The 25883-nt window shown below is 68.8% G+C and carries 29 protein-coding genes and 1 pseudogene; 15 read left to right on the forward strand and 15 right to left on the reverse strand.

What is annotated here, in order from left to right; all coding sequences use genetic code 11:
* Nucleotides 1–99: 99 nt before the first annotated feature.
* Together ACQP2E_RS27430 and ACQP2E_RS27435 are read right to left on the reverse strand one after the other, a co-directional pair.
* On the reverse strand, nt 100–489 hold the full coding sequence (locus ACQP2E_RS27430; RefSeq protein WP_433825828.1) for a hypothetical protein: 390 nt from the start codon (nt 487–489) through the stop codon (nt 100–102).
* Complete coding sequence (locus tag ACQP2E_RS27435) at nt 480–1397, reverse strand: DUF2199 domain-containing protein (RefSeq protein WP_433825829.1); 918 nt, start codon at nt 1395–1397, stop codon at nt 480–482. The genes ACQP2E_RS27430 and ACQP2E_RS27435 overlap by 10 nt, the downstream gene beginning before the upstream one ends.
* 80 nt (nt 1398–1477) lie before the next feature.
* Between ACQP2E_RS27435 and ACQP2E_RS27440 the strand changes: the two genes are divergently transcribed.
* Together ACQP2E_RS27440 and ACQP2E_RS27445 are read left to right on the forward strand one after the other, a co-directional pair.
* The gene (locus ACQP2E_RS27440; protein ID WP_433825830.1) at nt 1478–1972 is read left to right on the forward strand and encodes an NUDIX hydrolase; all 495 of its coding nucleotides are present in this window, start codon (nt 1478–1480) and stop codon (nt 1970–1972) included.
* 278 nt (nt 1973–2250) lie between these two features.
* Entirely contained in the window at nt 2251–2406 is a 156-nt protein-coding gene (locus ACQP2E_RS27445) for a hypothetical protein (RefSeq protein ID WP_433825831.1), read from the forward strand.
* On the opposite strand, the gene ACQP2E_RS27450 is transcribed toward ACQP2E_RS27445, so the two are convergent.
* Nucleotides 2393–2995 carry a TetR/AcrR family transcriptional regulator gene (locus ACQP2E_RS27450; protein ID WP_433825832.1) on the reverse strand — a complete coding sequence of 201 codons (603 nt, stop codon included), beginning with the start codon at nt 2993–2995 and terminating at the stop codon, nt 2393–2395. The genes ACQP2E_RS27445 and ACQP2E_RS27450 overlap by 14 nt on opposite strands.
* A 63-nt stretch (nt 2996–3058) precedes the next feature.
* Between ACQP2E_RS27450 and ACQP2E_RS27455 the strand changes: the two genes are divergently transcribed.
* Nucleotides 3059–4096 carry a hypothetical protein gene (locus ACQP2E_RS27455; protein WP_433825833.1) on the forward strand — a complete coding sequence of 346 codons (1038 nt, stop codon included), beginning with the start codon at nt 3059–3061 and terminating at the stop codon, nt 4094–4096.
* A 62-nt stretch (nt 4097–4158) separates the two neighbouring features.
* Nucleotides 4159–4656 carry a hypothetical protein gene (locus ACQP2E_RS27460; protein WP_433825834.1) on the forward strand — a complete coding sequence of 166 codons (498 nt, stop codon included), beginning with the start codon at nt 4159–4161 and terminating at the stop codon, nt 4654–4656.
* A gap of 135 nt (nt 4657–4791) precedes the next feature.
* Here the strand turns inward: ACQP2E_RS27460 and ACQP2E_RS27465 are convergent, their stop codons facing one another.
* Nucleotides 4792–5535 (reverse strand): hypothetical protein, encoded by a 744-nt coding sequence (locus ACQP2E_RS27465; RefSeq protein ID WP_433825835.1) that lies wholly within the window; start codon nt 5533–5535, stop codon nt 4792–4794.
* A gap of 191 nt (nt 5536–5726) precedes the next feature.
* Between ACQP2E_RS27465 and ACQP2E_RS27470 the strand changes: the two genes are divergently transcribed.
* Nucleotides 5727–7106, forward strand: a complete 1380-nt coding sequence (locus tag ACQP2E_RS27470) for an SGNH/GDSL hydrolase family protein (RefSeq protein WP_433825836.1) — start codon at nt 5727–5729, stop codon at nt 7104–7106.
* A gap of 53 nt (nt 7107–7159) precedes the next feature.
* Here ACQP2E_RS27470 and ACQP2E_RS27475 read toward each other — a convergent pair whose 3' ends face one another.
* Both ACQP2E_RS27475 and ACQP2E_RS27480 read right to left on the reverse strand, forming a co-directional pair.
* Entirely contained in the window at nt 7160–7486 is a 327-nt protein-coding gene (locus ACQP2E_RS27475) for a TraR/DksA family transcriptional regulator (RefSeq protein WP_433825837.1), read from the reverse strand.
* A gap of 26 nt (nt 7487–7512) precedes the next feature.
* Nucleotides 7513–8007 carry a DUF3592 domain-containing protein gene (locus ACQP2E_RS27480; RefSeq protein WP_433825838.1) on the reverse strand — a complete coding sequence of 165 codons (495 nt, stop codon included), beginning with the start codon at nt 8005–8007 and terminating at the stop codon, nt 7513–7515.
* Nucleotides 8008–8119: 112 nt separating this feature from the next.
* Between ACQP2E_RS27480 and ACQP2E_RS27485 the strand changes: the two genes are divergently transcribed.
* Both ACQP2E_RS27485 and ACQP2E_RS27490 read left to right on the forward strand, forming a co-directional pair.
* Nucleotides 8120–8944, forward strand: a complete 825-nt coding sequence (locus ACQP2E_RS27485; protein WP_433825839.1) for a hypothetical protein — start codon at nt 8120–8122, stop codon at nt 8942–8944.
* A complete protein-coding gene (locus ACQP2E_RS27490; RefSeq protein WP_433825840.1) occupies nt 8941–9846 on the forward strand; it encodes a TIGR01777 family oxidoreductase in 906 nt (301 codons plus the stop codon). Before ACQP2E_RS27485 ends, ACQP2E_RS27490 begins: the two co-directional genes overlap by 4 nt.
* Nucleotides 9847–10045: 199 nt before the next feature.
* Here ACQP2E_RS27490 and ACQP2E_RS27495 read toward each other — a convergent pair whose 3' ends face one another.
* A complete protein-coding gene (locus ACQP2E_RS27495) occupies nt 10046–10489 on the reverse strand; it encodes a hypothetical protein (RefSeq protein ID WP_433825841.1) in 444 nt (147 codons plus the stop codon).
* A gap of 69 nt (nt 10490–10558) precedes the next feature.
* On the opposite strand from ACQP2E_RS27495, the pseudogene ACQP2E_RS27500 reads away from it, so the two are divergent.
* A pseudogene (locus ACQP2E_RS27500) lies at nt 10559–10687 on the forward strand (DoxX family protein); the annotation flags it as partial.
* A gap of 33 nt (nt 10688–10720) precedes the next feature.
* On the opposite strand, the gene ACQP2E_RS27505 reads toward ACQP2E_RS27500, so the two are convergent.
* Nucleotides 10721–11392, reverse strand: a complete 672-nt coding sequence (locus ACQP2E_RS27505; protein WP_433825842.1) for a TetR/AcrR family transcriptional regulator — start codon at nt 11390–11392, stop codon at nt 10721–10723.
* A gap of 104 nt (nt 11393–11496) precedes the next feature.
* Here ACQP2E_RS27505 and ACQP2E_RS27510 point away from each other — a divergent pair, with 104 nt between their 5' ends.
* Nucleotides 11497–12420: an SDR family NAD(P)-dependent oxidoreductase gene (locus ACQP2E_RS27510; protein WP_433825843.1), complete on the forward strand. Its 924-nt coding sequence runs from the start codon at nt 11497–11499 to the stop codon at nt 12418–12420.
* Between the two features lie 32 nt (nt 12421–12452).
* Nucleotides 12453–13721: a plasmid pRiA4b ORF-3 family protein gene (locus ACQP2E_RS27515; protein WP_433825844.1), complete on the forward strand. Its 1269-nt coding sequence runs from the start codon at nt 12453–12455 to the stop codon at nt 13719–13721.
* Between the two features lie 152 nt (nt 13722–13873).
* Here ACQP2E_RS27515 and ACQP2E_RS27520 read toward each other — a convergent pair whose 3' ends face one another.
* Nucleotides 13874–14095, reverse strand: a complete 222-nt coding sequence (locus tag ACQP2E_RS27520; RefSeq protein WP_433825845.1) for a hypothetical protein — start codon at nt 14093–14095, stop codon at nt 13874–13876.
* 593 nt (nt 14096–14688) lie between these two features.
* On the opposite strand from ACQP2E_RS27520, the gene ACQP2E_RS27525 reads away from it, so the two are divergent.
* The 4 genes from ACQP2E_RS27525 (at nt 14689) to ACQP2E_RS27540 (ending at nt 18076) form a co-directional block, all read left to right on the forward strand.
* Nucleotides 14689–15123, forward strand: a complete 435-nt coding sequence (locus tag ACQP2E_RS27525; protein WP_433825846.1) for a hypothetical protein — start codon at nt 14689–14691, stop codon at nt 15121–15123.
* On the forward strand, nt 15120–15422 hold the full coding sequence (locus tag ACQP2E_RS27530; protein ID WP_433825847.1) for a transcriptional regulator: 303 nt from the start codon (nt 15120–15122) through the stop codon (nt 15420–15422). Before ACQP2E_RS27525 ends, ACQP2E_RS27530 begins: the two co-directional genes overlap by 4 nt.
* Before the next feature lie 87 nt (nt 15423–15509).
* Nucleotides 15510–16844 carry a hypothetical protein gene (locus ACQP2E_RS27535; RefSeq protein ID WP_433825848.1) on the forward strand — a complete coding sequence of 445 codons (1335 nt, stop codon included), beginning with the start codon at nt 15510–15512 and terminating at the stop codon, nt 16842–16844.
* Between the two features lie 41 nt (nt 16845–16885).
* The gene (locus tag ACQP2E_RS27540) at nt 16886–18076 is read left to right on the forward strand and encodes a GNAT family N-acetyltransferase (protein ID WP_433825849.1); all 1191 of its coding nucleotides are present in this window, start codon (nt 16886–16888) and stop codon (nt 18074–18076) included.
* Between the two features lie 32 nt (nt 18077–18108).
* Here the strand turns inward: ACQP2E_RS27540 and ACQP2E_RS27545 are convergent, their stop codons facing one another.
* The gene (locus ACQP2E_RS27545; RefSeq protein ID WP_433825850.1) at nt 18109–18387 is read right to left on the reverse strand and encodes a hypothetical protein; all 279 of its coding nucleotides are present in this window, start codon (nt 18385–18387) and stop codon (nt 18109–18111) included.
* Nucleotides 18388–18506: 119 nt separating this feature from the next.
* On the opposite strand from ACQP2E_RS27545, the gene ACQP2E_RS27550 reads away from it, so the two are divergent.
* A complete protein-coding gene (locus tag ACQP2E_RS27550; RefSeq protein ID WP_433825851.1) occupies nt 18507–18890 on the forward strand; it encodes a VOC family protein in 384 nt (127 codons plus the stop codon).
* A 193-nt stretch (nt 18891–19083) separates the two neighbouring features.
* Here the strand turns inward: ACQP2E_RS27550 and ACQP2E_RS27555 are convergent, their stop codons facing one another.
* From ACQP2E_RS27555 to ACQP2E_RS27575, 5 genes are all read right to left on the reverse strand, one after another.
* The gene (locus ACQP2E_RS27555) at nt 19084–20298 is read right to left on the reverse strand and encodes a HupE/UreJ family protein (RefSeq protein ID WP_433825852.1); all 1215 of its coding nucleotides are present in this window, start codon (nt 20296–20298) and stop codon (nt 19084–19086) included.
* Nucleotides 20298–21305 (reverse strand): DUF3500 domain-containing protein, encoded by a 1008-nt coding sequence (locus tag ACQP2E_RS27560; RefSeq protein WP_433825853.1) that lies wholly within the window; start codon nt 21303–21305, stop codon nt 20298–20300. Before ACQP2E_RS27560 ends, ACQP2E_RS27555 begins: the two co-directional genes overlap by 1 nt.
* Before the next feature lie 380 nt (nt 21306–21685).
* The gene (locus tag ACQP2E_RS27565; protein ID WP_433825854.1) at nt 21686–23287 is read right to left on the reverse strand and encodes a subtype B tannase; all 1602 of its coding nucleotides are present in this window, start codon (nt 23285–23287) and stop codon (nt 21686–21688) included.
* Nucleotides 23288–23776: 489 nt separating this feature from the next.
* Nucleotides 23777–24451 (reverse strand): response regulator, encoded by a 675-nt coding sequence (locus ACQP2E_RS27570; RefSeq protein WP_433825855.1) that lies wholly within the window; start codon nt 24449–24451, stop codon nt 23777–23779.
* Nucleotides 24448–25611 (reverse strand): sensor histidine kinase, encoded by a 1164-nt coding sequence (locus tag ACQP2E_RS27575; RefSeq protein WP_433825856.1) that lies wholly within the window; start codon nt 25609–25611, stop codon nt 24448–24450. The genes ACQP2E_RS27570 and ACQP2E_RS27575 overlap by 4 nt, the downstream gene beginning before the upstream one ends.
* Nucleotides 25612–25883: the final 272 nt, after the last annotated feature.

Below are 25883 nucleotides of genomic sequence, written 5' to 3' on the forward strand. Positions count from 1 at the left end.
TCCACCACGGAAAACAGCTTTCTCGCATCGGGGCCGTAGGCGTACAGCGCCACCTCGCCTCCGCCGACCAGAGCTGACGTCTGTGTGGCCGGCGCCTCCCTATGACTTGGATATCATCGCGATTCCGCCGGTCGCGAGCGCGAAAATCCGGGCGAACGCTCGGGAGACATCGGGGTCTCGATCGAGGCGCTCCAGTGATCGGAACCTGGCGGGATCGACATCAATCGTGGCGATCCCTCCGGAGGGGCTTCCGTCTGCGGCGGCGAACAACATGAGGCATCGGTAGCTTCGCACCTCTCCCGCGCGTTCCTCACGCATGAGCGATTGCAGGATGACGGGTTCCTCCTTGATGTGGCTGCGTACTTCTTCCACCGATGACCATCGAGTCGCAAAGCCAAGAAGTTCCGCCTCCCGCTGGATGGCGAGCAGCGCCTCAAAACTTACTTGGCTGACACGAAAGTCGGGATCGCCCACTTCGATCAGTGGCATTCCGCACCTGCCGACGTCCATCCGTGGTGGTGTCGCGTCGATCGCCAGACGGACTGCGCCCACGTCAGGTCGGACGCGTCGTCGTACATGCAGATGACGCTGAGGACGCCTGCCGGGGTCGCGGTGTATCCGTAAAGCTCGTGCTGCGCTCTGCCGTCGGCGCTTGCCGTGAGCCAGAAGGCACGCCGCGCCGGCTCGCCGTCAGGTTCCGACAGCTCGCCCTCGCATCGTTCCGGCAAACCCCGGCTCAACTCGGCGATCGCCGCCTCGCCGGCCAGCGCACCCGGCACGTCGAAGGCCTCGACCTGGACGCTCCGGCCGGGCCCGACGAACCGCATGACGCCGTCGACGGCGCTCACCCGCAATCCAACGGTACGGTCGATCGACCAACTCGGCGTGACCTGCTGGCGCACCGAGACCGGCAGCGGGTGCCAAATCGAGTTGAGTACGTCGTCGCGGTCCCACGACTCGGTCAGCACGCGCGACAGCAGGCTGTCGCTGTCGGCGACCAGGTACGGCAGCGTTCTGGGGTCTCGTACCTCTGCCCCGGCGGATTCGCCGAGCAGCTCCGGCCACGGTTTGATCGCGTTGGCGACCTCCCCGCGAAGCTTCAGCGCGGAGTACTCCGGTGTGGTCCAAACCTTGTTGGCATGGCGCAGCTGGTCGTCGTCGAGCTGCAACCACACCGAGTACGTCACGCTCCCGCCGTCGGTCAGGTGCACCGGCATCAGGCAGCGAACGAATCCGCCCACGCCCGCGAGCCGCTGGAAGTCGCTGTTGCCCCAGGCCGACGCGCGCTGTTGCGGGGACAGCGGCAGGAACGCGTCCGGCAGAGCCGATCGGAAATCGAGGTCGACACGGTCCAGGGGCGCACCGCAGCACGTGCAGCCAGGCAGATGATCAGGCACCCCGGCACTCTACTGAGGTCGCCGGCTGCGGCCGTTGCCCTACGGTGAACGTCGCTACCGTACGGGGTCAGGAGTCTGCATTGTCGCTGAACCTTCGGGCCTCGGCCCGCGCGATCTTCCTCGACGAGGACGACCGTCTCCTGCTGTGCCGATTCGTTTTCCCGCACCCGGCGGTTCCGGACGGGGCGCGGGCCGTCTGGGCTGCTCCGGGTGGCGGCATCGAGCCAGGTGAGGACGGGCTGGCCGCGCTGCGTCGTGAGCTGAGGGAGGAGATCGGGTTGGTTGTCGCCGCCGATGCGCCGCACGTCTGGCATCAGGTGGTCGCTGCCGCGGATCGGGCGCCCGCACTCGTCAACGACTACTTCCTGGTTCGCACCGCCCATTTCGAGCCGCACGGCGAGTTCACCGACGAGCAACTCGCCGCTGAGCATCTTGCCGGTTTTCGCTGGTGGCGGCTCTCTGAGATCGCTGCCTACGCCGGACCGGACCTGTTCTCGCCTCGTGACCTTGCCACGCCGCTAACCACTTTGCTCACGTCCGGGCCGCCCACCGGCCCGCTCACGCTGGGCCTGTAACGATCAGTGCCTATAACCGGTTCTCGAGCCGGGAGTGGTTACGGCGCTGAGCGCCGGTTCCTGGGTTACCAGTGCCAGGCGTCGTTCGCCGTGGAGTCGGCAAACCTCGACGACGTGCAGCAGCTGCTGGTCGACGTCGTCGCGGCCGGAAGGAACAAGATCGAAGCGGTCGACTTCGACGTCACCGGTAAGGGCGACATGCGCGCGAGGCGCGTCGTCAGGCGGCGCGGCGCAAGGCGGAACTGTACGCCGAGGCCGCCGGGATCCGTCTCGGCGCTGTGGTGCATGTCGAGGACGTGGATCCTGATCGGGCGGGCGCGGAGCGCTATCGAGGTCACGGGTCCGGAGGCGAGGCCGCGGCAGAGGACCTGGCGCCCGGGCATGTGGTCGTCTCGGCTGCGGTCATCCTCGGTTTCTCCATCACCCACGACTGAAGCCGACGTGGGCGCGGCCGCGTACCAATGGCAGGAAGACCTCGTCGACGATCTCGACCAGCACCGCGTCGGGGACCGTGGGGATGCCGCGCATCGCGTATTCGGCGCGCAGCAGCATCATCGGCGTGGTCGCGACGCGTAGGTGGATCGCTGTGGCCGGCGCCTCGCCGCGGGCGACAGCTCGCTGCAGCATCGTCAGCCAGGTCTGGTCCATCGTGTCGGCGCCGGTGCGTTCGCGCATCAGGGTGAGCAGTTCCGGGTCGTCGGCCGCTGCGGTGAGCAGGCCGCGCAGGATTGTTCCGTACGGTGATGACCAGGTCTGGTTGGCTTGGCGCAGCATTTGCAGGGCGTCGTCGCGCAGCGTGCCGGTGTCCGGGTCGGGCATCACGGTGTCGGTCAGGTGCCGGTACGCGGCTATGCCCAGCGCGGCCCGGTTGGGCCAGCGGCGGTAGATGGCGTTCTTGTTGGTTCCGGCGCGGGTGGCGACGGCGTCCATGGTCATGCCGGGGTAGCCGGATTCGCGGAGTTCCTGCGCTGCCGCTTGCAGGATCGCTTGTTCCAGCTCTGCACCGCGACGCCGTGTGCTCACCCTTTGCAGGGTACTGGACGTACCTTATAGGGTACGCGTCGTACCTTAAAGCGGGGAGGTCCGATGCGCGTCTTCGGCATGAACTACGACACCGGCTTCGTCAGCGCCGGGTCCACGACTCACGAACCGTTCGACCCGGAGACCGTGCGGCGCGACCTGCGCGTCATCCGCGAGGAGTTGCGCTGCGACGCGGTACGCATCACCGGCGGCATCCAGGACCGGCTCGAACTGGCCGGGAAGCTCGCCGCCGAGGCGGGGCTCGAGGTCTGGTACTGCCCGTTCACCAACGGCCTCGACCGTGACCAGCTGATGGCGTTCGTACTCGACGGTGCTGAGCGCGCCGAACGGTTGCGGGCCGGCGGGGCGTCGGTGGTCTACCTCGCCGGTTCGGAGATCTCCATGTTCACCGACGGTTTCCTGCCCGGCCGCGACCTGACCGAACGGATGGCGTTGTTCACCGATCCGATGCGGATGCGTGCGGCGATCCCGGCCGCGCAGGCCGCCGTGCGTGACTTCTTCGCCGAGGCGCTGCCGGCCGTGCGGGAGCGGTTCGCCGGGCCCGTCGGGTACGCCTCGATTCCGCTGGAAGCCGTCGACTGGGCGGCGTTCGACATCATCGCCAGCGACGCCGGGTACCGGGATGCGACGAACGCCGCCGCGTTCCCGCAGTCCCTCGCCGCCGCGGTCGAACAGGGTAAGCCGTATGCCGCCACCGAGTTCGGCTGCTGCACGTTCCGCGGTGCAGGCGACGTCGCAGGTGGGGCCGAGCCGGTCACCTACGACGAGCACGGCGGGGCGGCGACGCTCACCAGGGCTTTGGTACGCGACGAGCAGGGGCAGGCCGACTACATCGTGGAGCTGCTGCGTGATTACGAGGCCGGTGGGGTGGAGGCGGCGTTCGTCTACACGTTCGCGAACCGGCACCTGCCGACCACCGGTGACCCGGACCGCGACTTCGACCTCGCCGCTCGCGGGATCGTGCGGGTGCTGCCGGACGGATCGTGGACGCCGAAGGCCGCGTTCCACGCTCTGGCAGCGTATGGCCGTGCACGCGCTCAGAGCCCGGTCGATCGTCGCTGCGGTACGCCGGGCGACGGTTAAGGCATGGGCCGTGGTTGATGACGCCCGCTGATCTTGTTGACCCGTGGGGTTATCGTCGCCGTATGGGTGCTCCTGCCACATATCCGCGGGCCGTCGGGCTGGCCGCTCTGCAAGCCGTCCTCAGCAGCGCCTGGATCGTCGCCCAGGAACTGCCACCGGCGAAACGACGCCTGGCACGCCTCGGCACGGTGGCGACCGTGGGCGCGATCGGCTACCTGATCGCACCGGGCGACGAGTCCCACACCGCCGACGAACCCGAGGCCTCCGATGACCTGGTCGTCGGGCAGAACCCGTTCCCCGTCAGCGAGGGTGTGGAGGCAACCGAGGACGCCCCTCTCGACAAGCGCAAAGCCGCCCTGACCGCAGCCGCGATCGGTCTCGCCGTGGCAGCGATCGTCGGCCGCCGTCAGCTGGAGAAGCGCTGGCTGACCCGCCTGACCCGAAACGGCCACACCCACCCGGCACGCGCCCTCGCCGTACGCATGGCCGGCCTCGAATTCGCGGGCCAGTTGGCAATCCAAATCGCCGACGTTCACAAAGCCCGCTCCCGCGCGTCGTAGCGACAGAGCGGACACACCGATAAGGTCGGCGTTGTCCGTAAGCGGTCCGACAGGCTTCCCGTACCGGGCACGGTCCGAGCCCCGCCGAACCGGCGGCGGATCGTTTGCCGAGCCACCGCCGGGTCGTCATGCGTCCTATTCGGTGGCGATCTCCGACGCCGGCGGTGCCTTCACCGTGACCGGCACGCCGAAATCCGAATACGTCATGTTCATCGTCGTCGCCGGTTCCGACCCCACCCCCGGCACCGTCACCGAGTACCGCACGAGTCGCCCCTGGTCGTCGAACCCCGCCCGGAACGGCACCGTCTTGGTCGCGAGCTTGTCGGCGACCTCCGCACCCATGCCCAGCTGCTGCCCGGCCTTGGTCAGGTCGATGGTCCCGGTCACCGCGTCGTCGCCGGCCCACGTCACCTCGCTGGCGGCTTCCAGGCTCTTCACCGTGTCGGAGGCGTCGAATCCGCCGAGCGTGCCGGTGCCGCCGGCGCCGCTGAGCTTGCGCCACGTCGTACCGTCCATGCCCGGGATATCAGCGCCCGGAATGGTCAGCCGGACGTAATTGACGCCCTCGACGATCCGCATCTCCGTCTTGACCTTCGCACCGTCGGACACGGCCTCCATCAGGAATTCGCCCGTCTTCGCGACCGGGTCCATCACGCCGTTCACCGTTCCGGCCTCACCCATGTCGATGACGCTCTTGAACGACTGCTTCTGCAACGTGGTCGCCGCGTCGATCAGCGCGGTGCTCGCGTCCTTCGCGGCCTCGGTCGGTTTCACGCCGCCGCCCGCCTCCGGTGTCGCGCCGTTGCCTGCGCATGCGCTCATCGCCATGGCCACCGCCACGACCAGCGCCGCCCCACCCCGAGCCGTCCGCCTGCCCATCACGCCTCCCCCGTCACCGACAAACCCCTCTTGGGTACGCCGAAACAGGCACTCTAGCGACGAAAATCGATCAAATCCGACCCGGGTGGCTTTTCACCCGACGGTGAGAGCGGTGCGTGGCATTGAGTGTGCCCGGCGCGCGTGCTAACGATGGACATCGATGGGACATCGGCGTCCACGAGGGAGTGACCATGCGAGTCACACGTCCGAGCAGAGCTGTCACCGCCGCCGTCGCCTGGGTGGTCCTCGCCCCCGCGGCCGCGATCGCCCACGAACCGATCGCACACACCACCGGCTCACCGGCGCCGTGGACGGCCGCCTGGGCCGGGTCCGCGCAGGGTGTCTACCCGGCCGGGTACTCCGTCGCGCAGCCCGGAACCCCCGGCCCGGCCGGACCCGGCAACACCGCGCCGCTGCTGAGCGCGGCACTCCCGGACGACCAGGCCCGCAACCAGACCCTGCGGCTGATCGTCGACCCGTCCGTCACCGGCACCAGCTGGCGGATCCGGCTCACCAACGAGTACGGCACCCGGCCGGTCACCTTCGGACGCGCGTACGCGGGTCTGCAGTCCAGCGGCGGCAATCTGACACCGGGTACGAATCGGGCATTGACCTTCGATGGTCACGGCTCGGTCACCGTACCCAAGGGCCGGACGGTCTTGAGCGATCCGGTGCCGATCAGGGTGACCGACGCGGGGTCGCAGCGTCTCGCGGTGAGTGTGTTCGTCGCGGGCGTGAGCGGGCCGATGACCTGGCATGCGGCGGCGTTCACGACGTCGTATCTGTCCGATCCGAACGCCGGGGATCACACCGCTGACATCGCCGACACCGCGTTCCCGCACTCGACGACCTCGTGGTTCTTCGTCTCCGAGGTGCAGGCGCAGCGGCGTGACACGGCCACGGTGGTGGCGTTCGGTGACTCCATCACCGACGGCTTCTTCTCCACGATCAACGGCGCCGACCGCTGGCCCGACGTGCTGCAACGCCGGCTCGACGCGCGGGCGCAGGGCCGGCGGCCGATCTCGGTGGTGACCGAGGCGATCGGCGGCAACATGGTCACCCGGATCGGTCGCACGCCCGGCGGCTGCACACCCTGCGACGGGCCGCCGGCTCTCGACCGGCTGGACCGCGACGTTCTCGCCAAGCCCGGGGTACGCGCGGTGATCCTGCTCGAAGGCATCAACGATCTCGGTGGCGGCGGCGCCACGGCGGAGCAGGTGATCGCCGGATACCGGGAGGTCATCCGCCGGGTCCACGCCCGCGGCATCAAGATCGTCGGGGCGACGCTGACACCGTCGGCGGGTACCGCGTTCGGGCTCTACGGCACGCCGGAGACCGACGCCGAGCGTCGCGCGGTGAACACGTTCATCCGCACGTCGGGGTTGTTCGACGGGGTGGCGGACTTCTCGGCGGTGACCGAGGATCCGGCGCGGCCGGGACATCTGCGGCCGGAGTTCGACACCAACAGCAGCGCGGGCGGGGCCGGGGATCACCTGCATCCGAACCGGGCCGGGTTCCTGGCGATGGGGGCGGCCGTCGACGTGGCGCAGCTGGAGCGGTTCACCCGGTGACCGGCTCGCGGCGGTGCTCGTTTCCGCGTACCCGAGAGGGGGTCTGAGGCGCGCTAAGCGCAAGTGATGCAGTGGCGGGCGAACGGGCGGGCCGTCAGGCGGTCCGCGGCGATCGGCTGGGCGCAGCGCTCGCAGACGCCGTAGGTTCCGGCGCCAACCCGGGCCAGGGCGTCGTCGACCTCGGCGATCCGGTCGCGGGCGGCGGCCAGCAGCGCGGTGAGCTGGGCGCGTTCGAAGCCGATGGTGGCGCCTTCCGGGTCGTGCTCGTCGTCGGCGTTGGAGTCGCGGGACGCCGCGAACACCGACTCCAGGTCGCTCGCGAGGGTCGCCGCCTCGGTCTCGGCGCGGGCTCGCAGGCGCAGCAGCTCATCGCGGACCATCCCCGCAGCCTAGGCGGTCCGCGGCCTCAGGGGATGTCGACGTCCTGGCCGAAGCCGGTGTCCATGTCCAGGAAGTCGCTGATCATCATGCTGCCGAGCCGGTAGGCGCAGAGCGCGAAGACCAGGAAGATCACGCCGAACACGACAGTGGCGACGAGTCGCGCGTTGCTGCCGCGCGCCGGTGTCGCCTCGGCGGGGTTCCGGGCGTCGTAGAGCACCGCGATCTCGGTGCCGACGACATGGGAGCGGAATCCGTCCAGGTCGGCGAGCGGTGTCGTCACGTCCTGGCCTGCTTCGGTACGGAACGTGACGACCGGCCGGAAGCTCATCCGGCCCTCGGAACCGGATTCCATCTGGTTGTCGACGACCCGGGCGGTCGCCGGGCGGCCGGAGGCGGCGAGCGCACGCAGGGTGAGCCACCGCCGGACCGCCGCGATGATCAGCGCGATGCCGACCAGGGCCGGGACGCCGACGAGGAAGGCGGTGACGGCGTACGGCAGCCAGGTGGCGTCTTCGATCATGGCTCGACGGTAGATCATCGCGGCCATTCGACCGGCGGGGTTGAGCAGTCGCTCAAGACGTCGTAGTCTTCGTTTTGAGCGACTGCTCAAGACGTTCTACGGAGGCGACCCGATGAGAGCTCCGCGGCTGGCCAGCGTCGTTCAGCGACGACTGCTCGTGAACTACCGCACCGACCCGGAGGTCACCGCGCGGCTGCTGCCCGCGCCGCTGCGCCCGCAGGTCGTCGACGGGTGGGCGGTGTCGGGAATCTGTCTGATCCGGCTGGGGAACGTGCGCCCGGCTTTCGTGCCCGCGCCAGCCGGTCCGCTGCCGTTCGGTTTGCTGCCGTTCGGTTTGCTGCCGTTCGGTTTGCTGCCGTTCGGTTTGCTGCCGTTCGGTTGGCGCAGCGAGAACGGCGCGCACCGGGTCGCTGTCGAATGGGACACGCCGGGCGGTGTCGCCTACGGCGTCTACATCCCGCGTCGTGACACCGGGTCGCGGCTCAACGCCTGGGCCGGCGGCCGTGTCTTCCCCGGGCGGCACCACCGCAGCCGGTTCGACGTGCGGGAGAGCGCTGACGAACTGCGGATCGCCTTCGGCGATGACGTACGCGTCGACGTCCACGCCCGCACGGCCGCCGACCTGTCGGCCAGCCAGGTCTTCGGCAGCGTCGGCCAGGCATCGGAGTTCTTCCGTCGCGGCGCGGCGGGCTTCTCCGTCACGCCTGACCCGGGCCGCCTCGACGGCATCGAACTGAGCGTCGAGGATTGGCAGGTCACGCCGGTGGATTTGGTGTCGGTGCGGTCGTCGTTCTTCGACGACCCGGACCGGTTCCCGCCGGGATCCGCGGTGCCCGACTGCGCGCTGTTGATGCGGGACGTCGCCGCCGTGTGGAATCCGCTGCCGTCCATGACGGTGAGCCCTATCGGCGGCTCGGTCGCCACCCTCGCCCGGTGAAGGTCGTCATCGCCGGTGGCTCCGGCGCCCTCGGGCAGCGCATCGCCCAGGACCTGATCGGCCGGGGCCACGACGTGGTCGTCCTGAGCCGTTCGGCCACCCCGGTCCGCTGGGGCCGGCACGTGCACTGGGACGGCCGGACCGTCGAGGCCGGCTGGGCGTCCGAACTCGCCGGCGCCGCCCTGCTCAACCTCTGCGGCGAACTGGTGTTCCGGCGGGCCACCCCGGCGAACATCGCCCTGCTGACCAGCTCCCGCACCGAACCCACCCGGGCGCTCGCCCGCGCCTGCGCCGACCTGGACCAGCCGATCCCGGTGCTGCTGCAGATGAGCACGCTCGCCATCTACGGCGACGCCGGCGAGACGGTCCTCGATGAGTCGGCGCCACCCGCCGACGGGCCACCGCAGATGGCCGGCGTCGCCCGGGCCTGGGAGGACGCCGCCGCGCAGATCCCCGCTGAGCGCCGGGTCACGTTGCGCACCGGCATCGTGTTCGACCCGGGCACCCCGGCCTTCGACCGGCTGACCGGATTCGTCCGCTGGGGCCTCGGCGGCGCGATGGGCAGCGGCCGGCAGTGGATCAGCTGGCTGCACGTCGACGACATGTGCGCCATCGTGCGCTTCTGCCTGGACGACCCGTCACTGTCCGGCGTCGTGCACGCCACCTCCCCCCACCCGGTACGCAACACCGAACTCATGTCCACGCTGCGGCGCTCGTTGCGTCGTCCGGTCGGTCTGCCGAGCCCCGCGCCTCTGGTCCACGTCGGGTCGGTGTTCCTGCGGGCCGACCCGGCGCTCGCACTGTCAGGCCGTCGAGGCGTACCCAAGAAATTGATCGAGGCAGGATTCGTGTTCGCCCACCCGGAGCTGGAGTCCGCGGTGATCGACCTGATCGCGGCATAACGGCCGAGGCCTTCAGATCGGGCAGGCGCTGACCGCGCGGGACGCCGCGACGGTGACCGTGGAGGTGGTCCGGCTCGTGTTCTTCGACGACCAGACCCGCCGCATTGCCGAGCGCGTGGTGCTCGACGAAGATTCGCGCTGGTAAGGCCCCACTGTGGTTCTGGGCGCGAATGGAACCGTGGTCAGTCCACGGACCATGTCACCGCCGCGCCGCCGATCGCCCCGCCGGCGCTGAGGTGGTCGAGCTGACGTTGCTGTCGAGCGGAACCGGTCCTTTGTTGGCCAGCCGCACGTCCACGTAGTACGGCACGCCGATCGCCACCACATCGACGCCCTGCTGCTGCCAGCTGCCTAGATCCGCCGGCGTTCCCTTCCGTACGCGCAACGGGGTGACGCCGAGCCGGGCACCGGCCGGGCCCGGAGAGGTGCCGCCGAGGAAGACCACCGGCATCACCCTCTCGCGGCCGAGTTGCCCCCCCCCGCCGGGCTGCGAAGAGGACAGACGCAACGCGCAGAGGGCCACCACGAGCGCAACGACGGCGAGCACGATGATCATCCGCGTCCGCTTCTTCCCGCGGTCGGTGCCGGCGGCCGAAAGCTGCCAAGCGCGCCACTGCGCGTCGTCACCACCGGAAGGGGACACGCGGCCATCGTACGGCGGGGTGTCCGAGCAGACAGCTGCCAAGACAGCGTCACCTGGCCGTTGTTCCGCATCGTCGTCGGCCTGTTCACCCGCCCCGCGGCGATCCTCGCCTCCGGCTCGATGGCGTACGCCTACTTCGTGGTCCACCAGCCGGACGGGCTCATGCCGATCGAGAACGGCGGCGTCACCCCGGCCCTGCCGGCTCCCGGTCGCGGCCGGGAGCCGGGCATGTCAGCGGCGAGGCAGCACACCCAGCAGGGTCGCGGTCAGCGCCAGCTTCAAGGAGTCCTTCAACTCCAGGTGGAAGCGAGCCAACTCGGGCTCGGCCTGGTACGCGGCCTGCAGGCTGGGCGGGGGCGTGCTGTACGCCGACAACGCGCCGGCCAGGACCATCGTCTGCAGGCTGAACAGCGTCGCGTCCTCGCCCAGCTCCGGCAGATACTTCTGGAGCAGCGCCGTCATGGTCGTCAGCCGATCCAGGGACGCTCGCTTGTAACGCGCCACGACCTCGACCGAGACGTTGTGCTCCAGGACGCTGCCCTGCGCCCCGAAGAGGTCACACAGCACCACGCGGCTGGACAGTGAGCCGCTGAGGATCTCGGCCACCGCCGCCGCTCGCCCGGCCATCGGCAGATCCTCGTCGACGCCGGCGGCCAGCTCGGCCGCCAGCTCGGTCAGCCACTGCTGCAGGAAGTGGTCCAGCAGTTCGAGCAGCACCGCCTCGCGGGACTCGAAGTACCGCAGCACGTTCGGCTTCGCCAGGCCCACCCGGCGGCTGAGTTCGTTCAGCGTGACCGCGGCCACCGGCATCTCGTCGAGCATCGCCGACGCCATGTCGAGGATCGCCCGTCGCCGGATCTCCCGCTGCTCTTCGGTTCGCGCCCGCTGGAAAGTCACGATCACCAGCCTAACTTACGTACCAACGGTACGTTGACAACGTACCGAAAGTACTTTAACGTCGTCGGCACAAGATACCTTCGGTACGTTAATCAGGTGGGAGTTCCGACATGAGTCAGAAGTGGACGACGGCGAACATCCCGGACCAGCACGGGCGAGTGGCCGTGGTGACCGGGGCCAACACCGGACTGGGCTACGAGACCGCCAAGGCGCTCGCCGAGCGCGGGGCGTCGGTGATCCTCGCCGTACGCAACGCCGAGAAGGGTGAGCAGGCCGCGGCCCGCATCGCCGGCGACGTGACCGTGCAGGCACTGGACCTGACCTCGCTCGACTCCGTCCGGACCGCGGCGGCGGCACTACGGTCCCGGCTCGACCGGATCGACCTGCTGATCAACAACGCCGGCGTGATGTACACCCCGAAGCAGACCACCCGCGACGGCTTCGAGATGCAGTTCGGCACCAACCACCTCGGCCACTTCGCACTCACCGGCCTGCTGCTGGACCTGATGCTGCCGGTGCCCGGCTCGCGCGTGGTGACGGTCAGCAGCACCGGCCACCGCATCCGGGCCGCGATCCACTTCGACGACCTCCAGTGGGAACGCTCGTACAGCCGCGTCGGCGCCTACGGTCAGTCCAAGCTGTCCAACCTGATGTTCACCTACGAACTGCAGCGCCGGCTCGCCGCGCACGGCACCACCGTCGCGGTGGCCGCGCACCCCGGCGTGTCGAGCACCGAACTCGCCCGCAACACCCCGGCCGCCCTCCGGCTCCCGCTCACCTGGCTCGCGCCGCTGCTCACCCAGACACCGGCGATGGGCGCGCTGCCGAGCCTGCGCGCCGCCACCGACCCCGCCACCCTCGGCGGCCAGTACTACGGCCCCGGCGGACGTTACGAGGTCAAAGGCCACCCCCGGCTGGTCACTTCCAGCCCGCAGTCGTACGAGGTAGCCGTTCAGCAACGACTGTGGGCCGTCTCCGAAGACCTCACCGGAGTGACCTTCCCCGCCGCTCGGTCCACGAACACCGTACGGTGATGGACTGGCTCTGACGGAGAGGGTGACCACCGATGTCCGAGAGCGATCTCGCCGCGATCGCGGCGTCCGCGCCTGTGCTGCGGCAGGTGACCGCCCTGACCCGGTGGGTCGGCGAGGGCCGCACGCTGACCCAGACCGGACAGCTGACCATGGCCGACGCTCGTCATCTGGTCGATGCGCTGGGGACCGGCGACGAGATCGACCCGTCGATCGGCGACCGGGTCTACCGCACCCGCAGCAGCGCGGACCTGCCGATTCTCACCCTGGTGCTGGGCTGGGCCAAAGCCGCCGGGATGGTACGCGTGGTCAACGGCCGCCTGGTGCCGGTGAAGAAGAACCGGCAGCTGCTGGACCAGCCGCTGCAGCTGTGGGCTGCCATGTTCGCCGCGTTCGACCAGCTCGGCTCGGTGATCTGCCCACCCGGTTACTTCTCGTCGCTGTTCGAGGAGGAGTTCGCCGACGGGACGGCCGTGCTGTTCGCCGCCATCGCCGAGGGCGGCGGCACTGCCTCGATCAGCGCGACGCAGGAACGGATCTGGCTCACCCTGAGCGCTCGCTTCTACCTCGACGAGGCGACCGAGGAGCAGATGCGCATTCTGCGCGGCACAACCGACAACGACACGAGCCGCGCCATCGCCGCGCTGGTCGCGCTCGACGCCGTCGAGGCCGGCACCACACTGCGGTTCACCTCCCTGGCCGAGTGGGCGCTGCGCGCCGCATTCGGCACCGGCGACCGGATCGCCCAGCTCACGGTGACCCTGCAGGACACCGAACCACCGGTCTGGCGCCGCGTGCTGGTGCCCGCGACGATCCGACTCGACCGGCTGCACCACGTCCTCCAGGCCGTGATGGGCTGGACCGACTCGCACATGCACATGTTCGTCCACGCCACCGGCAGCTACGGCCACCCCGATCCCGAGCTGGAACTGACCGACGAACGCAAGACCACACTGAACGCCCTGGCCAAGGCCGAGGGCGACACGTTCACCTACGAGTACGACTTCGGCGACGGCTGGGACCATGAGATCCGGCTGGAGAACCTGCTCCGCGCCGAACCCACCGGCCGATACCCGGTCTGCGTCGACGGCGCACGCGCCTGCCCGCCGGAGGACTGCGGCGGCACCCCCGGGTACGCCGACCTCGTCAAAACCCTCGCCGACCCGGCCCGACCCGGCCATCAGGACCTGCTGCGATGGCTCGGCATCGACAAGCCCGGCGACTTCGACCCGGCCCGCTTCGACCCGGCCGACACCAATCGCCGCCTCGACGCCGCTGTGCTCAGCGCCCGGCCAGGCCATTGAGCGCCCGCGCGTCGGTCCCCTCGGTGTCACCCGCCGATCCTGACCCGCTCCGGTGCGCGTAGTGCCCGCCGGCCCTCGACCTGTTCTCTTGATGACCGTTCGGCCTCGCCGGCCGGCAACGCTGGTGCGCGGCCCTCTCCGACGGAGCGGATCTATCGCGCGACAGCGCCTGCTGGTGGCTGGAAATCCGGATACCGGTCGAAGCAGCTTCCCAGCTTGTCGACCTCATCCGCTGCGGCCGCGAGACGCGCGAGAACGTCGAGTGACGTGTCGAGTTCGTCGTGCGGCTGGTCGAGGGGCTCCACCTGGAGGCGGTCGCACCAATACCAGCCGGCGACCTCGGCCTTGTTCAGGGCGGCGACGTCGTTGATCAAGCTGCCCCTGAGCTCATCCCAGCCCCACAGCTCTCCGTTGCCGTAGGCGGCCGGCCGGGAGGCGCCACCGCGACAGAGATTCCACGCCGTGACACCGTCCTGAAGTCGTCACCGGTCAGATCACCGCGCCCGGTTTGCGGATCCGTCAGCGTCCAGCCGGAACCATCCCAGTATTCGACCACCCAATGGCCGATCCAGCGTTGCGCCACGAAGTAACCGGCGAAGCCGAAAACCGCAGGCCCTGGACCGTCGCCGTGTAGTTGTGAATGAGCAGCCCGCGCATGATCGCGCTGAGCGCCTCGGGGTCGGCCGGGAGGCTGGGCACTCGGTCGCGGTGCCGTCCGAGACCGGAGGTCGGGCTGGACTGCCGGTAGAAGAGTGCGAGGTCGCCCTGGGCGGAAGGGTACGAAATTCACTCGCGCCCATCAATTATCCCGCGAGGTCGGGGATCGGGTCCGGGAGCGGAGTGGCCGGGGCGCATCACTGAACACCTCGACCGGTCTCGCGGCAGCGGCTCAGCCACTGGTGGCACTAGATATTTTCCGGGCGGTTGAAGGTTGCCACAGTGGAAAACATCTGCGATAGTTTCCCCCATGGAAAACAATGTGGACGTTCCGAGCCCCTCCGAGGCCCGCGAGGCACTGGCCGGCATCAACACGGTGCAGCGCGCCGTCCGGGACACGCCGTGGCCCACGTGGCTCTACCCCGTCAACGCCCTTCTGCTGGGCGCCATGGCGCTGACCTTCACGCTGGGCGACGACGGCTTCGTCTTCTTCCTCGCCACCGGCGCGGTGCTCGTCGCGGTCAACATGGTCGCCGGTTACCGGATGGGCATCCCGTTCACGTACCCCACCAGTCGCATCTTCCTCGCCTCGGTCGTCGCCGCGATGGCCTGCATCCTCGCCGCGTTCATCGTCGCCGAACTCACCACCCAGACATGGCCGATCATCGTCCTCGCCATCACCGCGGCCGCCGCATACCTGGCCGGCGCCGTAGCGCACCGACGCTCCACCGGCGCGCCCCGGTGACCCCGAACCTCGACCCGATCATCCACCCGACACACCGGCTGCGCATCTGCGCGATGCTCGTCGCCGGCGGCACGCTGGAACTGTCGGTCATCAAAGAACACCTCGACCTGAGCCCATCGGCACTCAGCAAACAAGTCGCCGCCCTCCTCGACGCGGGTTACGTCAAGCAGGAACGCCTCGGCTCGGACACCCGGCGGGTGTGGTTGTCGATGACACGCCAGGGGCAGCAGGCGTACCAAGGGCATGTCGCCGCACTCCAGGAGATCGTCAAAGCGACGACGGTCCCCTCGTTCGACTAACTCACTCAGCTGCCGCAATCCGGTGGCGGCCGAGCCGGGCAGCGGGCCTCGATCAAGTGATCTTGTGCTCATCTATGCTCCTCACTCGTGATCGAAGATCTCCGATGGCGGCGGCTCGCGCTGTTCTCCGTCACCACATTGCTGGCCGCGGCGGGGTTGAGCGCCTGCCAGGATTCGCCTGCTCCCGCCACCGCCGTGAGCTCGGCGCCGGTTCCGGTGGCGCCGTCGCCGGATGTGACCGCCCCGGCGCTGCCCCGCCCCGATCCGGCGGCGCCGCAATCCGAAGTCCAGGCCTGGGTCGGGCAGGAGGTGCGAGCGGCCTTCAAGGCTCAGACCGAGGGGCTGCTCACCGGCGACTTCGACAGGTTCGCCGGCGCGGCGCAACCGGGCGACAAGGCAGTGCTGGCCGAACTGCAAGGCCGGTTCCGGACTCTGCGCTCACTCCAGGTCACCCGCTTCGAGCAGCGGATCGACGGGCAACCGTACGCGTTGCCGAAGAAGGGAACCTGGCGGGTCGTCCACATCGTCGATCACTGCTTCGTGGACCGGGACTGTGCCGCCGACGAGGCCGTCTTCGACAGTTTCTGGGTGGAGACGGCAGCGGGTCTGCGGCTGACCGGCTTCCGCCCGCATGATCGGAAGGCACTGTGCTCGTCCTGTCAGTCGTACTGGACCCACCCGATGAGCCGCCCGTGGGAGACCACTGAGCTGGTGGCACAGGCGGGCGCCCGTACCCTCCTCGCCGTCCCCGTCAAATACCGCAACCGGCTCACCGAGCTGTCTCGCCGAGCGGAGAAGGCGGCCGCGATCGCGGACCACTACGGCGTCGGTGACGGTACGGTCGGGCGCTACCTGGTTTTCGTCGCCGATGACGCCTCCTGGAAGCGCTGGTATACCGGTCGCCCCGGCCGATGGGTGGCCGGCCAAGCCTTGCCCACGGGACCGGCGCGGATCGAGGTCGAGGTGCTCGCGTCGGAGTTGACCTCGGGGTTCGCCGATGAGCTGCTCACCCACGAACTGGCACATGTCTCCACGTTGCGTGGCGACTCCTACTACGGCCGCGACGACGTCTGGTTCCTCGTCGAGGGAATGGCCGATTACGTCCAGAAGCAACGGCCGGGAGTCGACGGGTACCGCAAGCGGTACGCGCTGGACACCCTGCTGCGCAAGCGGCCCCTCCGCTCGGTCTCGATCAAGCCGCCGGCCGACGACGCCAGCCTGCTCGACGCGGACGGCCGGTACGCCGTCGGCTTCTACGCCGTCAGCTTCCTGTTCAAGAAGTACGGCAAGGCGAAGACACTGCAGTTCTTCCAGGGCGCGGTGCAGTACGGCATCGGGCTGGACGGAGCGTCCCAATCGGCGTTCGGCAAACCGTGGGCCACGGTGGACAAGGAGAGCGCGGCACACATCCGCGCCCTGTGATCAGCGCCGGCCTGAACCGGGCGCCTGGCAGGATGTCCGGTATGACGTACCAGGTACGGCGCCTCGGGCCGGAGGATCAACAGCTCGCGTGGGCCCTCGGGAGCCTCGCGTTCGGCTACCACGAGCGGCGCATGCCAGAAGGCTGGTCCTCCGATTCCCCCGGCCGGCGTACGCACGGCGTCTTCGACCCGGCCGGGCGGCTGGTCGCCAAGGCGGTGGACCGCGAGCAGGGGCAGTGGTTCGGCGGCCGGGTCGTGCCGGCCAGCGGCGTCGCCGGCGTGGCGACCGCGGCCGAGCTGCGGGGGCGTGGCCTGGGCCGGCTCGTGCTGACCCGGTTGCTGCAGGACGCCCGGGACCGGGGCGCGGTGATCAGCACGCTGTTCGACACCACACCGGGGCCGTACCGGGCGCTGGGCTGGGAGGAGGCCGGCGCGCTGGTCTACTACACGGCGCAGACCCGGGTGCTGGCCGAGATCCGCCCCGACACCACGACGACGCTGCGGCCGGCGACCGAGGCCGACATTCCCGCCGTCGAGGAGATCTACCGCGAGGTGGCGCGGTCGGGCACCGCCATGATGGAGCGCTCCGGGCCTGCCTTCGCAGCGACCCCGGCGCAGCTGCTGGCCGAATACCACGGCTTCACCGTCGCCGTCGACGACACCGGCGCCGTCGTCGGGTACGCCTCCTGGAACCGCGGCCCTGGCTACGACGCGAGCGGCACACTCACCGTGGACGATCTGATCGGGCTGACGCCCGGGGCGACGCGTACGTTGCTGGCCATGCTCGGCGGCTGGGCGAGTGTCGCGCCGACCGTCCTGATCCGGCTGGGCGCCGCCGACCCGGTCTGGTCGCTGCTGGCCCGGGGCGACGCCAAGCCCGGGTCCACCCAGCCGTGGATGCTGCGCGTCGTCGACGCGTACGGCGCGGTCGCTGCCCGCGGCTGGCCGCGGCACCTGACCGGCGAGGCCGACCTGGAGCTGATCGACGACGTCTGCCCGTGGCACCAGGGCCGCCACCGGCTGGTGCTCTCCGGCGGCAACGCCCGGCTGGAGCCGGGCGGCGCGGGCACCGTCCGGCTGACACCACGCGGCCTGGCCGCCTGGTACGCGGGCGCCGCGACGCCACAGCAGCTGCGTCGCAGTGGTTTCCTGACCGGCGGCGACGCCGGCACCGACGAACTGCTGCGCACCGCGACCGCCGGCCCCGTGCCGACACTGCACGACTACTTCTGAGAGCTGATCTTCGGGCCCGGTGCCGGCGCGCGTCAGCCGGTGGGTTCCTGGTCGACACTCAGCGGGGAAGCGCCGGGCTCGGCGATCTGCGCGATGGCCTCGTTCAGCTCGTCCTCGGCGTACTCACCCTCGGGCAGCCGGTCGAGCACGGCCATGTCGTCGGACGGCAACTCCGCGGCGACAGCCCGGCGATAGATCTCGTTCCGATCGATCCGCTCCTGCCCGGCATAAAGCTCGTCGACCAGCTCGGGAAGCGCCTCCGTGGTCGCCATGATCTTCTCCTCCAGCGTGAACATGCTCGGCAGACGCATCGCAGGAGCTGCGGTGCTGATCGACTCGGTACCCGGCCCGCCACCGTTCATGCCTCACGGGCGGGTGAGCGCGCTCCGCAGGATTACCGGCGTGACTTCCGGCGCGTATCGTGCGTCTGGTGACCGCTATCTCTCTGATGCTCGCGGTGCCGGACGCCCCTGCGGCATCCGCCTGGTACCAGCGCGCACTCGGCGCCACCGAACTGTGGAACCTCGGCTCGGTCATCGGCCTGGAGATCGGCGGGGCGCCGTTCTTCCTGGCCCAGCCGGAGAGCAACGGCTGGAAGAGCCCCGCCGAACTGGGCACCACGACGGTACGCGTCGAGGTCTTCGTGGACGACCCGGACTCCTTCGCCGGCAACGCCGCTGCGGCGGGAGCGAACTACCACGATCCGGTACGAGACCACGAAGCGCTGTGGGGGACACATCGACAGGGCGGCTTCTTCGATCCGTACGGCCATCTCTGGCTCGTAGGCGACAAGTCCCCGTTACAGCGCCGCTGAGACATCCGCCCCGAACAGGGTCGAACCTCTGCTATTCAACGCCACCGGTCCGCACCCCCAGCGATCGTGCCGCATCAGCGCCTCTCTGCCGGCGCGCTCCCATCGCCGATGAGAGCGCGCCGGCGCCGCGCTGTACCGCACCGGATCCCCGGCCGTACGTCAGCGGTCAGCCGGGCCCGTGCTCACCTCACGGTTACGGCGTGGCTGCTGGGCGGCGGGCACGGATGCCGTTGACCATCAGCACCAGGATCGCGACGATGAGCAACGCGACGGCGAATCGTTCCGGTGTGCCGAGCACGGTGCCGGCGACGGATTCCAGCGGGTTGGTGAGCAGGAAGGCGCGTTGCAGGATCCAGCACGTCGCGAACGTCCCAGCCGCGGCAGCGAGCGCGGCTGATGCGGCGGACGATCGCGCCACGATCCACAGCGGCACGGCGAGTAACGCGAGACCCATGAGCTGTGCCGCCTCGAGGCCGAGGTTGAAGCCCAGGAGCGGTTCGACGATCTCGGTGCCGCTGAGGTTCAGCTCGTGCAGCGTCCCGGCGAATCCGAATCCGTGGATCAGTCCGAACGCTGCGGTGATGGCGAGTTCCGCGCGGGTCGACAATGTGGGACGCAACGCGTGGACGGCGGCGAGGCCGATCGTGATGGCGATCCCGGTCTCCACCCACCGGGTGGGCGGATTGACCCAGCCCAGGGTTGCGCAGGCCAGGCTGAGCGAGTGCCCGATGGTGAACATCGCGGTGAGCAACGCGAGCCGGCGCAGCGTTGTTACCGGGCGGGCCCGGCGCCGGGCGGCGGTGAGCGCGACCATGCAGAGGAACAGCAGGTGGTCCGGGCCTTCGCGGAAATGCTCGAAGCCGGTGCGCAGCATCGAGGCGAACGAGACCGGTTCCGTCGCGGCCAGCGGGACGACGGTGAGCCGGGCGACGGGTTGCCTGCGGGTGATGAGTCCGTCGAGGCCGTTCTCCCCGATGAACACCTTGTGGGTGTAGACGACGTCGTTCACCACTGTCCATCGAAGGTCGGCCAGTGCGGAGTGGGTGCCGGCCGGTGGTGTCGCGGTCAGCGTCACCCTGACGGTGTTGAAGCCCAGCAGGTAGTCAGGGGCGAGGGAGTCGACCGTGACGCCCCAGCCGGCGCCGTCCGGGTCGGTGAGTGAGACCCGGTCGGCGACCAGGCTGGTCAGCCACGCCTGCTGCTCGGGTACGGTCCGCTGAGGATCGCGGTCCAGCTCGGTGTGATAGGCGAAGTCGATCCGTGACAGCGGGATCTGCGCGGTCAGCCGGACTTCCTCGCTACCGGGGGCAACCGTGATCAGCGTTGTCCCCGCGTCGTGCGCCTGCGCGGGGGCCGGCGCCAGGATGAGCAGGCCGGCCACGGCCATCGCGAAGAGGACGGCTCGCATCAGCTCACGCCGGTGCCGTAGTCGAGCTGCTTGTCGCGGTAGACGGTGTGGTAGTGGAAGCCCGCCGCCGCGGTGTTGATCCACTCGATCCAGACCCGGGGACCGTCGATACGGAAGTACGCCCCCGTCGTCTCCTCCTCGACCGTACCCGAGTAGGAGATCGTGGTTTGGTCGAGCTGTGAGTTGTAGAGGTCCAGCAGCGGCTTCGACAGCGTGTCTGCGGCGTCGCCGACCCAGTCCTTGATGACCGCCTTCACCTGGGCCTTCTGCGCGTCAGTCAGTTTGCTGTACGACAAGCCCTCCTGGGTCGGGTACCCGGTGTCGGTGCCTGGCCCCATCACGATGTCGTCGTAGCTGTCAGCGGTCTTCGCGCTGGTCTGCTGATCGGAGGTCAGTGACTTGAACAGCCCGAAGATGTCCTCGGTCTCCTGCTTCATCCCCTCGATCGTGGTGCCGCCGGAGTCGAAGCTGATCGGCTGGATACCGCTGAAGTGCGGGGAGACGCTCAACGCGCCACCACCCAAGGAGACGTGCACGGCGAGGTGATGACCGCCGAACTGCAGGGTCCACGGCTGATCCGCGGACGGCTCCCCGAACAGGACGATGTGGTAATAGTCCTCGCCCGGATTGCCGGGCGAACCACCCGTGGCCGCCAGGTAGTCGTCGCCGGCGATCTCGTTCTTGACCTGGGTGTAACCATCGGCTGACAGCACGCTCTGCAGTGCCGCGTACGCGGCGGTTTTCTGTGTGTCGCTCAGGTCTCCGAGCTTGAGGCCGATCCGGCCGTTGAAAAGCCCGTCCGGGAAGTTCGACCAGCTGCACTGCTTCGTGCCGAGGGCGCTGTAGTCCTCCAGCACTGATTCCTTCTGCTCGGCGGAGAGCGTGGCGAGGAACGCCTCCGCCTTCGTCACCGCGGCCGAGACCGTGCTCGTGGTGCCGGAGGCCGACACCGCTCCGGTCGCCGCCGTGGTGGGCGTCGCCGACGAGCCGGTACAGCTCGCGCCCATCCCACCGCCTGGCATCCCACCGCTCGGCCGGCCCCCAGGCCTTCCGCTCCCGTCCGCGGACGCGGTCGCCGTAGCAGTGGAAGCAGCCTCGTCGCTGCCGGAATCTCCGCATCCAGCGAACAGCAAACCACTGGCGAGAAGCGCGGCCGTGATACTCCTGGCGCGACCAGCTGAAGTGACGGACAGCATCGACAAATCTCCTGACTCGAGGCTCTACAGACCCTGCCACCGTATGGACAACAGGAGTTTTATGCGTTGAATGACGTATAAAATGTTTTTGCGAGTTTTATACACATCTCGCGAAAATGTCAGCTGACAGGCGGAGACCGAATCGCCGCGGCACACGGCCACAGGCGATCCGGTCGGTCCGCGGCTCGGCCCTACCTCGTGTATCCGGAGACCTTGGCGATCCAGGTGATGAAGTCGCCGGGGTCGGTGTTGGTGGCGTGACCCTGGTCCCAGTAGTACTCGTGGTTGACGTTGTCGCCGATGTTGTCCAGTGCGGCGGCGAGGTTGGCGGAGATGATGTGCGAGGTATCGGTGTCGTTGGTGCCGACCCTGATCCACCAGTGCTTCGACCGGTTCGGGTTGCGCTTCTTGACGTGGTACATCGGGTTCATCAGGTTCAGCTTCTCGGCGATGTCGCTGTCGAGTTGCTTACTCGCGAGGCCGGTGGTGTCGTGCTGCTGGCTGTACGCGGTGAAGTGCCGGGCCGAGGTGGTACCGGTGCCGAACTCGTTGTTCTCGCCCGACGACAGGTCGAAGGCGTCGAACGCCGGGGCGGCCTTCTTCCGGGCGCCGACGTGGGTGAGGTAGCCGGCCCACGTGAACGTGGCCTTGCCACCGGACCAGGTGATGAAGGTGTTCGCGGCCAGGTACGCCGCCCGGTCGGTGGCCGACAGCGCCGCGAGGTATCGCGTGGCGGACGGCTGCAGATAGGTCTGCAGCAGGTACTTGTCGTAGTTGCGGGCGGTGAGCCGGCCGAAGCGGTTGAGCCCGTCCAGCTTGAGGGAGTCCTGGTACGCGGCGAACTGTGACTGGAACGCTTTGGACAGGGTCTGGTCGACGACCTTGCCGGTGCTCGCCGTGGCGTTGGTGCCCCAGTTGAATTCGTATGCGGCGTCGGCGTGCTCGAGGTCGGTGATGGGGCACCAGGTGCCCGTGGCGAAGACCGCGTCGCTGGCGGCGGCCGCGCCTATCTCCTTGAGGTACTTGTCGTAGATCGGGCTGTCGCCGGACGCACCGAGAAGGGCGGACACCGCACCGCCGGCGCTGGTGCCGGTGGAGATTATCCGGTTCGTGTTGCCCGGAATGCGGCCCTTGTTGAACCGCACGTACCGTACGGCGGCCTTCAGGTCCACGATGACGGCGGGCGCGGTGCCGTAGTACGTACCGCTGGAGTCGGTGAGGCTACGGCCACGGGTGCCCGGCTCTACCGCGACATAGCCGGCAGCGAGCGCCAGCTTCGCGAGGTTGACCATTCCGTTGATTGCCCCGGTGCCACCACCGGCAGTCCCGCCGCCGGAAGGTGCACCGCTGGGAGCCGCACCGCCGGGAGCCGCACCGCCGGGTGCACCACCGCCCAGGTTGCCCATCTCCAGCGCCGCCTGCCCCACGCCGGTGGCGGCAGCCACACTCGACGGCATGTAGGCGCCGACCGCGTTGGCGAAGACGATCGGTGCGCCGGTGGCATCGACGGCCTTGCCGTCGATCTTGACCGGGACGCTGACGACCAGGCTCTGATGGGTGGCGTCGGACGGATTGGTGACGTAGTTGCGGGGCTTGTAGAAGTGGTACGTCACCTCGTGCTTGACGCCGGCCGCGTCAGCGATGGTCTCCGTCAGCTCGGTGTAGTCGTCCTTGTCGAAGACCAGAGCATCCGACGAACCGGAAGACGGCCGGACGCTCGCGTCCGCGTCCTGTGTCGCCACGGTGAGTCCGCCGGTCGCGGCAAGACCCGCGGTCGCTCCGACTCCCAGCATGACGGTTCTACGGTTCACTGCTGTGTGCTTCACTCAAGCTCCTCATTCGCGGCATGCGTCGGACGCAGCCATGACATTCGGCCGCAACTGAACGAACCGAATTAATGGTCCTGCTGCGGCATTTTTATGGGTCAAGGTTTTTCATGTCAGCAGCCGAAACCCCCTTTCTTTCGTTGATTCCGGAGTTCATCTATTTTCCTTGATGCGGACTCACATCAAGGAGGCAACGCAATCAGCATGACAAAGGGGAAAGGAAATTTCGTCGTCCGCACGCAGTGAATTCCTCGTACCATCGGCGTGGTAAATCGCTCTGTCACGCAGCGTCGAACACAGCCATCGGAATTCTGGATTCTTACCCCAGGACCTGCTGCCATACGGCCGCGCGACCGGACCCGGAATATCGCAGACCGACCGGGACGTGCCATGAACTACGACAGGCGTGGTACCACGAGCGCGGTACGCCCAGCGATAACAGGGCGCCGGCCGCGGTTACGGCTGGTCGCCGGGACGGACCAATCCGCTCTGGTATCCGATGACGACAAGTTGCGCGCGGTCACGTACCCCGAGTTTGGTCATCGTGCGGTTGACGTGGGTCTTCGCCGTCAGCGGGGACAGCCCCAGCCGCTCGGCGATCTCACCGTTCGACTGGCCGAGCGCGACGAGCCGCAGCACTTCGCGTTCTCTGTCGGTGAGCCCGCTGAGCGACGGCGCCATTGCCCGCTGCTGCTCTTCCGGTGGGGCCAGAAATCGGTTGATCAGGCCGCGGGTGGCACGCGGGGTCAGCAGGGCCTCGCCGGCCGCGACCACCCGGATTGCCCGCAGCAATTCCTCGGGTTCCACATCCTTGCTCAAGAATCCGCAGGCGCCGGCCTGAAGCGCGGCCAGCACGTTGTCGTCCGCCTCGAAAGTGGTCAGCACCACGACACTGACAGCGGACAATGCTTCGTCGGAGGCGATCCGGCGGGTGGCTTCCAAGCCGTCCATGACGGGCATACGAATGTCCATGAGCACGACATCGGCGTGCATGGCGGAGGCCAGCTCGATCGCTTCCCTGCCATCGCTCGCCTCCCCGACGACCTGCATGTCGTCCGCCAGATCGATGATGAGCCGAAACCCGGCCCGGATCAGAGTCTGATCATCTGCCAGCAGGACCCGGATGCTCATGTCTGGTCTCCGTACTGCGCGGGCGCGGGAAGTAATGCCCGGGTGGTGAACATATTCACGCCGGGCTGCACGGCGAGGGTGCCGCCCGCCGCCACCGCGCGTTCCCGCATGCCGATCAGGCCGTAACCGGAGCCGGTCGCCCGCCGCTTCGCCCGCACCGGGTTGACGATCTCGACCAGAACCTGATCACGCGTGTACTCGAGCTGCACGGACACGGTGCCGTCACTGCCGTGCTTGCTGGCGTTGGTCAGGCCCTCCTGAATGATTCGGTACGCGGCCAGATCCGTGAGCGCCGGCACCGGACGCGGGTCACCGGCCCAGCCGACATCGACATGGACCCCTGCTCCGGTGAAGGACCCGATGAGTTCGGGTACCTGGGCAAGACCAGGATGCGGCCGGTTGCCGGGCTCCAGATCGCTCGGCTGCCGTAACAGACCGACGACCGAAGCGAGCTCCTTGAGCACCATGCCCGAGGCTCGGCGGATGTGAGCGAGCGGCGGCCCCGCGGCCTCCGGCCGGCGAGCCAGCGCGTAAGCGGCGGCACCCGACTGGACGTTGATGACCGAGATGTGATGGGCCACCACATCGTGCAGTTCCCGTGCGATACGCAATCGCTCCTCAGCGACCCGGCGGTGCACTTCCTCGTCCCGGCTCTGCGTCACGCGCCGCGCCCGTTCCTCGACCTCGGCGATGTAGGCCCGGCGATTACGTACCGAATCACCGAACGCGGTCGGCAGGCCGAGCCAGGCGAAAACACCGAGACTCAGCGAACTCAACCAGTCGGCACTCGTGCCGAACGAGCAGGCCGCCCAGCACAACACCGCGCAAATCAGCCAGGTACCCCAAGCAGCCGACCGATTCGACTGCACGGCAAGCTGGTACAACGCGGCCCCCACGGCAACGAGCAGCCCGGGGGTATTCCAGCCGATGAGTAGATAGCCCACCTCTGCGGCCACCGCGCACACCAGTACCGGTATCACCGCCACCCGCCGCAACGCGAACGCAGCGGCTGCCACCGCGGCCGCCGCAAGGTCAGCCCCGAACGCGACGTCATGCCTGCGGTGCAGGCCCGCGAAAGCCCCGACAGCCAGCATCGAACCAACGGCGATCGCCCAGAAAACGTCAGCCAACAGGGGCCGACTCCGCACCACCTCACGCATTCGGGCGGGCGACAGTGAGGGAGGTCCCATGCGCACCAACGTACGTAAGGCCTGGCCATCGTGCATCTGACATCCGCGGTATGTCAGCGCCAACCTACTACCACCACCGTCGTAACCCGCTGCGAAGACAAAGCGACCACTGCCCGGGGTCCGGCGTCATCCGCCGATAGGGCGCACCGCGGGCCTTAGCGCGTCAGCATCGACTGCTCGGCCGCGGCCGCCATCCGGATCACGTCGCTGACTGGGACGCTGGAAAGCTGTCGAGTGTCGCC

This window comes from Actinoplanes sp. CA-015351 (assembly GCF_050955685.1).
In the GTDB taxonomy this organism is placed as follows: domain Bacteria; phylum Actinomycetota; class Actinomycetes; order Mycobacteriales; family Micromonosporaceae; genus Actinoplanes.